5 protein-coding genes are annotated in these 4778 nt (G+C 63.7%); 1 reads left to right on the top strand and 4 read right to left on the bottom strand.

Annotated elements, in window-relative coordinates:
* Positions 1-599: CAP domain-containing protein (locus Q0072_RS14615; RefSeq protein WP_298331489.1), on the top strand; the 599-nt coding region annotated here is incomplete at its 5' end.
* Here Q0072_RS14615 and Q0072_RS14610 read toward each other — a convergent pair.
* The 4 genes from Q0072_RS14610 to Q0072_RS14595 all read right to left on the bottom strand — a co-directional run.
* Entirely contained in the window at positions 600-1496 is an 897-nt protein-coding gene (locus Q0072_RS14610; protein ID WP_298331487.1) for a hydroxymethylglutaryl-CoA lyase, read from the bottom strand.
* On the bottom strand, positions 1493-2653 hold the full coding sequence (locus Q0072_RS14605) for an isovaleryl-CoA dehydrogenase (protein WP_298331485.1): 1161 nt from the start codon (positions 2651-2653) through the stop codon (positions 1493-1495). Before Q0072_RS14605 ends, Q0072_RS14610 begins: the two co-directional genes overlap by 4 nt.
* Before the next feature lie 114 nt (positions 2654-2767).
* Positions 2768-4501 carry an acetyl/propionyl/methylcrotonyl-CoA carboxylase subunit alpha gene (locus tag Q0072_RS14600; RefSeq protein WP_298331483.1) on the bottom strand — a complete coding sequence of 578 codons (1734 nt, stop codon included), beginning with the start codon at positions 4499-4501 and terminating at the stop codon, positions 2768-2770.
* Positions 4501-4778, bottom strand: a 278-nt coding sequence (locus Q0072_RS14595; protein ID WP_366941820.1) for an enoyl-CoA hydratase-related protein, incomplete at its 5' end; no start/stop codon positions are given. The genes Q0072_RS14595 and Q0072_RS14600, both read right to left, overlap by 1 nt.

The following is a 4778-nucleotide window of genomic DNA, read 5'->3' as shown; positions in this document are numbered from 1 at the left end:
TGGATGCCAGCGCCGAAGCGGCGGTTGACGCCCTCCTGACATCGCCTTCGCCGCAGGCCGGGACCACCGGCATGACCTATCGCCGCGTCAATACGGTGGTCAAGGCCCCGGATCTCAGCGCGGCGCTGGTGCCGGACGCGCCCCGCTTCGACATCAGCGAAGACATGCAGCATCAGGCGGCCACACTGCTCGAACGGGTCAATCAGGTGCGCGCCGAAAACGGCTGCGGCCCCTTGCGCCTCAGCGATCAGCTCATGCAGGCGGCGCAGCGCCAGAGCGTTTCCATGTCCGAGAAAAACTACGTCTATCATTACACGGACGACGGTATAAAGCTAAAGGACCGGGTGCACGCCACCGGCTATGTCTATACGCTTCTGGGGGAAAATGTCGCGGCGGGTCAAAAGACGGCTGACCGGGTGTTTGAGGAATGGATGACCAGCCCCGGCCACCGCGCCAATATCCTCAATTGCGGCTATGAGGAGATGGGCGTCGGCTATGTCCACGACACGCGGGATCAGCCGGTGGGGCAGGCGCAGGTCCCCTATTACTTCTACTGGACGCAGGTCTTTGGTCGCCACATGAAGGTGGCCGGAAACTGATCAGCGACCGCGCGCCACAGCGGCCTTGGAACGTGGCGGGCGGCCCAGCGCATCGGAAATAAACCACGCCGTATCGATGACCTTATCGAGATCGACGCCCGTCTCTATGCTTAAGCCGTTGAGCATGTAGAGCACGTCTTCTGTCGCGACATTGCCGCTGGCACCCGGCGCGTAGGGACAGCCGCCTAAGCCTCCGACCGAGGCATCAAGCGTGGCTATGCCATAGTCGAGCGATACCAGAATATTGGCCAGAGCCTGCCCCCAGGTGTCGTGGAAATGCACGGCCAGCTTCGCCGCTTCGACGCGCTTTAACACGACCTCCAGAAGCCGTTGCGTATCGCCCGGCGTGCCGCGCCCGATGGTGTCGCCCAGTGACACCTCATAGCAGCCCATTTGGATCAGTGTTTGCGTCACCTCGGCCACGGCGGCCGGGGCAATCGGGCCTTCATAGGGACAGGCGATGGCACACGAGACATAGCCGCGAAGCGCTACGCCGTCTTCGCGTGCCCGCTCCGCGACGGGGGCAAAGCGCTCAAGGCTTTCGGCTATGCTGGCATTGATGTTTTTCTGGCTGAAGGTCTCAGATGCGGCGGCGAAGATAGCGACGCTTTGTGCGCCCGACGCCAGCGCCGCCTCATAGCCTTTGAGATTGGGCGTCAGCACCGGATAGGTCAGGTTGGGCGCGCGGCTGATCCCGGCCATGACCTCAGCGGCATCGGCCATCTGCGGCACCCATTTCGCTGAGACGAAACTACTCGCTTCGATAAAGCGCAGTCCCGTTTGCGACAGGCGGTCGATCAGGGCGATCTTGGTCGCGGCGGGGACGATCTGCGCCTCGGCCTGAAGACCATCGCGCGGCCCGACTTCGTAAAGAGTGACGTGGGTGGGGCGGCTCACTTCGTTTCCTCGAACAGTTCGCGTCCGATCAGCATACGCCGGATTTCGCTGGTGCCTGCACCGATTTCGTACAGCTTGGCGTCGCGCCACAGCCGCCCGGTCGGGTACTCATTGACATAGCCATTGCCGCCCAGACACTGGATCGCCTCACCCGCCATCCATGTCGCTTTTTCGGCGGCATAGAGAATACAGGCGGCGGCGTCCTTGCGCGTCGTTTCCCCCCGGTCGCAGGCGGCGGCCACCGCATAGACATAGGCGCGGCAGGCCCCCCAGGTGGCGTACATGTCGGCAATCTTGCCCTGCATCAGTTGGAAGGTGCCGATCGGCGCGCCGAACTGCTGACGTTCATGCACATAGGGGATGACCACATCAAGGCAGGCGCGCATGATGCCCAAAGGCCCGCCGGACAGCACCACGCGCTCGTAATCCAGACCTGACATCAGCACCGCCGCGCCGCGCCCTTCGGCGCTTAACACATTCTCTTCCGGCACCTCGCAATCGGCAAAGACCAGCTCACCGGTGTGCGAGCCGCGCATCCCCAGCTTGTCGAGCTTTTGCGCCACCGAAAAGCCGGGAAAATCCTTTTCAATCAGGAAGGCGGTGACGCCTTTCGAGCCTTCGCCGGTACGCGCATAGACGACCAGGACATCGGCGTCCGGCCCGTTGGTGATCCACATTTTGGAGCCGTTGAGCACGTAGCGGTCGCCGCGCTTTTCGGCCCTGAGCTTCATCGACATGACGTCCGATCCGGCCCCCGGTTCCGACATGGCCAGCGCGCCGACGTGTTCGCCGTTAATCAGGCGCGGCAGGTAGCGCGCCTTTTGCGCCTCATTGCCGTTGCGCACGATCTGATTGACGCACAGGTTAGAGTGCGCGCCGTAGGACAGGCCGACCGAGGCTGAGGCACGGCTGATCTCTTCCATAGCGATGGTGTGCGCCAGATAGCCCATCTCCGCCCCGCCGTACATGTCGGGGGCGGTGAGACCCAGAATGCCCAGTTCCCCCATCTTGCGCCACAAAGGCATGGGAAACTGATCTCTGCGGTCGATCTCAGCCGCGTGCGGCGCGATTTCGGCAGCAGCGAACTTCGCCACCGTGTCGCGCAGGGCGTCGATTTCGTCGCCGTGGGCGAATTGCAGATGCGGAAAATCGGTCATGGTCGTTTCCTGTGGCTCTCCCCCCTCGCCCCCTCAAGTAAGAGGGGGCAAAGAGGCTGTTGTAACGTTCCTCTCCCTGAGGGAGAGGGTGGCGCAAAGCGCCGGGTGAGGGGGTTACGTCACGTTCAGCAACATCGCTTTTTCGCTGACCTGCTCGCCCGTGGTGGCGCTTAAGCCCGTCACCACACCGGCGCGCGGGGCCTTAAGCGTCAGTTGAATCTTCATGGCCTCCAGCACGATCAGCGGCTGGTTTTTCTCGACGGTTTCGCCCTCTGTGACGTGTACCGCGACCACCAGCCCCGGCATGGGCGCGATGACCTCAGAAGCCTCATGCGCCTCGTCCAGAGCGTCCGTAAGATGCCGCAGATCGACCGGGGAAGCCGGTGGCAGATTGAGGCGGAATCCGGTCGCGTCGTGCCACGGCGAAGAGGCGGTATTAGACGGTATGTCGTAATCCGGCCCCAAATCCGGCCCCAAATCCGGCCAAGGCGCGGTCAGGCGCTCGACATGGCGGCCGATAAAGCCCGTATCAATCTCCCCGGCGCGGAAATCCGGGTCAGAGGCGATGCGCCGCAGAAAGGCCAGATTGGTCTTTAACCCTTCGGCGCGGGTATAGATCAGCGCGGTGCGAAGCGCGTCAAGCGCCGCGCCACGATCCTTACCATGCACGATCAGCTTGCTGATCATCGGGTCATAAAAGACGCTGACCGCATCGCCCTGCGCCACGGCGGAATCGGCGCGAACCCCGGACGGAAAGACGAGACGGCTCAGCGTGCCGGTGGACGGCATAAAGTCGTGTTCGGGGTCTTCGGCATAAAGGCGCGCTTCGATGGCGTGGCCGTTTAGCGGCACCTCAGCCTGCGTCAGCGGCAGGGCCTCACCGGCGGCGACGCGCAACTGCCATTCGACCAGATCGAGCCCGGTAATCGCCTCGGTCACCGGGTGCTCGACCTGAAGCCGGGTGTTCATTTCCATAAAATAGAAGGCCGCTTGCGCGATCCCTTTGGAGACATCGACGATAAATTCAATCGTGCCCGCGCCGCGATAGCCAATGGCTTTGGCAGCCTTTACCGCGGCTTCGCCCATCGCCTGACGCATGGCTTCGGGCAGGCCGGGGGCCGGGGCCTCTTCGATCACCTTCTGGTGGCGGCGTTGCAGCGAACAGTCGCGCTCATAGAGGTGGATGGCGTTGCCGTGGCTGTCGGCAAACAGCTGGATCTCGATATGGCGCGGCACTTCGATATATTTTTCGATCAGCACGCGCGGATCGCCAAAGGCGCTTTGCCCTTCGCCCTGACAAGATTTCAATAGTTCCGGAAATTCAGACTCATTATCAACGCGGCGCATCCCTTTGCCGCCGCCGCCGGCCACGGCCTTGATCAGGACCGGGAAGCCGATCTGCTGCGCGGCGGTGAGCAGGGTGGCCTCGTCCTGCGCCTCGCCATGATAGCCGGGGGTGACGGGCACGCCTGCGCCTTCCATCAGCGCCTTGGCCGCGCCTTTCAGCGCCATAGCCCGGATGGCCTCCGGCGTCGGGCCGACAAAGACGATCCCGGCGGCGGCGCAGGCCTCCGCAAACTCCGCGTTTTCCGACAGGAAGCCATAGCCCGGATGGATGGCCTCGGCCCCCGTGCGGCGGGCGACCTCGATGATCACGTCGCCGCGCAGATAGCTCTGCGCCGCCGGGGCCGGACCGATCAGGTGCGCTTCGTCGGCCTGACGCACAAAGAGGGCTTTTGCATCGGCTTCGGAATAGACGGCGACGGTTTTGATGCCGAGCCGCTGGCAGGTACGGATGATGCGGCAGGCGATTTCGCCGCGATTGGCGATGAGGAGTTTGCGGAACATTATCTCACCCATCCCGGCTTGCGTTTTTCCAGAAAGGCGGCGATGCCTTCGCGGCCTTCGTCGGACGCGCGGCGGGCGGCGATGCGTCGGGCCGTCAGGCGCAGCAGGTCGGTATCGACGGCGCGGTCCGACACGTCGCTTATCAGGACCTTGGCATCGGCCACGGCCTCCGGTCCACCGGCCAGCAGGCCGTCAATCAGCGGCGCGGCGGCGGCATCGAGCCCGGCCTTAACCTCGTGCACCAGACCGATGCGGCGGGCCTCTTCGGCGCTGAAGC

It is taken from the genome of Asticcacaulis sp. (assembly GCF_027484505.1).
GTDB lineage: Bacteria > Pseudomonadota > Alphaproteobacteria > Caulobacterales > Caulobacteraceae > Asticcacaulis.
This window is presented reverse-complemented; position numbering and strand designations above follow the sequence as displayed.

Excerpts from the sequence above, each read along its gene's own strand:
- Q0072_RS14605 (WP_298331485.1), bottom strand. The coding sequence starts at position 2,653 with ATGACCGATTTTCCGCATCTGCAATTCGCCCACGGCGACGAAATCGAC.
- Q0072_RS14600 (WP_298331483.1), bottom strand. The coding sequence starts at position 4,501 with ATGTTCCGCAAACTCCTCATCGCCAATCGCGGCGAAATCGCCTGCCGC.